Annotated in this window: 4 protein-coding genes; 3 read left to right on the top strand and 1 reads right to left on the bottom strand. The window is 62.1% G+C overall.

Annotated features, from left to right (window positions below; genetic code table 11):
* Positions 1-229: transposase (locus A3754_RS26175; RefSeq protein WP_156496824.1), on the top strand; the 229-nt coding region annotated here is incomplete at its 5' end.
* Positions 230-336: 107 nt separating this feature from the next.
* Here the strand turns inward: A3754_RS26175 and A3754_RS14215 are convergent.
* Complete coding sequence (locus tag A3754_RS14215) at positions 337-1,269, bottom strand: LysR family transcriptional regulator (protein ID WP_063520222.1); 933 nt, start codon at positions 1,267-1,269, stop codon at positions 337-339.
* Positions 1,270-1,406: 137 nt separating this feature from the next.
* Here A3754_RS14215 and A3754_RS14210 point away from each other — a divergent pair, with 137 nt between their 5' ends.
* Both A3754_RS14210 and A3754_RS14205 read left to right on the top strand, forming a co-directional pair.
* A complete protein-coding gene (locus tag A3754_RS14210) occupies positions 1,407-2,246 on the top strand; it encodes an SDR family oxidoreductase (RefSeq protein WP_063520221.1) in 840 nt (279 codons plus the stop codon).
* A gap of 3 nt (positions 2,247-2,249) precedes the next feature.
* Positions 2,250-2,927, top strand: coding sequence for a histidine phosphatase family protein (locus A3754_RS14205; RefSeq protein WP_063520220.1), 678 nt, complete (start codon positions 2,250-2,252; stop codon positions 2,925-2,927).
* The last annotated feature ends 233 nt before the right edge of the window (positions 2,928-3,160 follow it).

Below are 3,160 nucleotides of genomic sequence, written 5' to 3'. Positions count from 1 at the left end.
GCACGCGCCGCGGCTCTCGAAGAATGGCGACCCCGCGTTGCGGCAAAAGTTATACATGGGTGCCGTTGTGGCGATGCGGCATAACCCCAGCATTCGGCGCCAATATCAACGGCTGTGTGCTGCAGGCAAACGAAAGATGTCAGCGCTGGGCGCGGCCATGAGAAAACTGGTGCACATCGCTTACGGCGTGCTGGCGCACCAGAAAGAATATGAACCACAGCCCGTTTGAGAGGGGTTGTGGTTCATTGGGAGAGACGGTATCTACTCGACCGCGTTTCAGGTAGGTCGTGTTCACCCAAGGGCACAGAGAGGCGTAGCCGTAACCCGACAAAGCACCTACAACGAAGGCGCGCTTAGCTCGATTTCGTTCTGCATGGTTTGCAGCTGGGCCAGCACTTGCTGGCGCAACCAGCTGTGCGCCGGGTCAGCGCTCTGGTCACGGTGCCAGTAAAGGTGCATTTCCAGGCCGGGCAGTTCGCCGGGGAACGGCTTGAGCACCAGGCCCTGGCGCCGCAGCTGCCCGGCCAGGCTGGCGGGCATGGTGAGCAGCAAGTCGGTTTGCTGCACGGTGCTGAGCGCCGCCTGATAATGCTGACACCGCAAGCGGATATGACGCCGGTAGCCCTGGCGGGCCAGGCCGAAATCTTCCAGCCCCGGCCCTTCGCGCCGGGACGATACCAGCACATGCTGGGCGGCCAGGTAGGCCGGCAGATCCATGCCTTCGGCCAGCGGGTGAGAATCGCGCATCATCACCACCAGCGGGCCGTGCAGCACCGCCTGGTGCTCGATGGCTTCCGGCAACGCCAGCATCACATCGCAGGCCAGGTCCAGCCGGCCGCTGGCCAGCTCGGTGGCCATTTGCCGGCGGCTCACGGTGAGCGACTGCAACTTCACCCCCGGCGCCTCATCCATGAACTGGCTCATCAGCGCCGGCAGCAACTGCCCTTCCAGACCATCACGCAGGCCCAGCACAAAGGTGCGCTCCGCTTCGCTGGCATCGAAACCGCCCTCTTCGCTCAGGCAACGCTGAAACCCGCCCAGCGCGTGGCGCACCGGGCTGACCATGGCCCGCGCCCTGGCCGTGGGCACCATGCGGCTGCCCTGACGGACAAACAGCGGGTCACCCAGGCGGTCGCGCAGGCGCCCCAGAGCGTGGCTGACCGCCGGTTGGGTGAGGTTGAGCACCTTGGCGGCGCGGGTCAGTGATCCCTCGGTATAGATAGCATCGAAGACCACGAAAAGATTGAGATCGAAGCGCGAAACATGCATGGCGTTTATCATTGGTCATTGCGAGGATTCATTGGATTTATTGAAACGCCATCACTAGCATCGGTCAATGGATAAGACCCCTGATGCCGACTAATGCACAATCCGCGACCGAAATCACCATGACAACAGGACACACCATGAGTCAGACCCCGCAACGCATCCTGATTACCGGCGGCGCGTCCGGGCTTGGCCGCGCCATGGCCGAAGCCTGGCTGCGCGCGGGCGCCCGGGTGCTGATCGGCGACGTGAACCAGGAACGGGCCGCCGAAACCCTGGCCGCCCTCAAGGATCTGCCCGGCGAATTGCAGTACCAGTATCTGGATGTGCGCGACGCCGCCAGCTTCAATAACTCCCGCGAATGGCTGGAGCAGAACTGGGGCGGGCTGGACGTGCTGGTCAACAACGCCGGGGTGGCCGGTGCTGCCCGCATCGACCGTGGCGACATGGCCGACTGGGACTGGATTTTCGATATCAACGTGAAAGGCGTGGTGCGCGGCTGCAAGGTATTCGTGCCGATGATGAAACGCCAGGGCCACGGGCATATCGTCAATATCGCCTCCCTGGCCGGGCTGCTGCATGCACCGGTGATGGGCAGCTATAACGTGACCAAGGCGGGCGTCATTTCCCTGTCGGAAACCCTGCGTTTCGAACTGGCCCCCTATGGCATTCATACCACCGTGGTGTGTCCCGGCTTTTTCCGCACCAACCTGCACGAGTCCATGCGCACCCCGGAACCGGGCATGATCGAAACCGTGGACAAGCTGCTGTCCAGCGACGAGCTCACCGCCGACCAGATTGCTGAAATGATCAAGCAGGCGGTGGCCAAACAACAGTTTTTCCTGCTGCCCCACAAGAGCGGCCGCCGCGCTTACTGGATCAAGCGCTTCCTGCCGTTTGTGTTCAACCGGATCATGCTGAAAGGCGCGGTGCGCCTGCAGCGCAAGCTGGAACAAAGCGAACAGAAAAAAGAGCACTGATTTATGCCGGTGATTTACCTGATCCGCCACGGACAGGCCAGTTTCGGCAAGGAAGATTACGACCAGCTTTCCGAACCGGGCTGGGAGCAAAGCCGTATTCTTGGCCGTGCCCTGCAGAACCAGTCGCTGGGTTTTCCCCGGGCCATCTGCGGCACCATGCGCCGCCATGTGGAGACAGCGGAAGCGACCCTGGGTGAGCTGGGGCTGGCTAAGGAATGGCATACGGATACCGGCTTCAACGAATACAACCACAGCGAACTGCTGGCCGTGGACTGGCCCCTGGCCACCGACCGGGCGGCGCTGACCCAGTGGCTGGCGCAGCAGGAACACCCGCGCAAGGTATTCCAGGCCCGCTTTGAGCAGGCCCTGCGCCGCTGGCAGACCGGCGACGGCGATTACAGCGAAAGCTGGCCCGCCTTTCGTGAACGGGTACTGGCCAGCACCTATAGCCTGGGCAACAGCCTGAGCAGCGGCGACAGCGCCCTGGTGTTCACCTCCGGCGGCGCCATCAGCGTGATCATCCAGCGGTTGATGGGGCTTACTGACGAAGCCCTGATCACCTGGAACCGCACCCTGATCAACACCAGTGTGACCCGGGTGCTTGTGAATGCCGGCAAGCTGAGGCTAGTCTCGGTGAATGAGCATCTGCATCTGCCGAGCGAGCAGGTGACGTATCGATAGGCGCGACCTGATAACCTCAACATTTCTACAACACCTATGTAGGAGCACCGCTTGAGGTGCGAACTGCGCGCCAGCGCGGAAATCGTCCGCAGGACGATCAGGAATATCAACGCTCGACAGGTTTCAGAAAACATCAGCGAGCGACACAAACGCTGTCGCCTCGCTTCGCGAGGTTCGCACCTCAAGAGGTGCTCCTACAGCAGCCATTAGCAAGGGGACAGTAATGCCGACAC

The sequence above is a fragment of the Alcanivorax sp. HI0083 genome (genome assembly GCF_001635175.1).
Note: the sequence above shows the minus strand (reverse complement) of the source record. Positions and strands in the feature narration are given on the sequence as shown.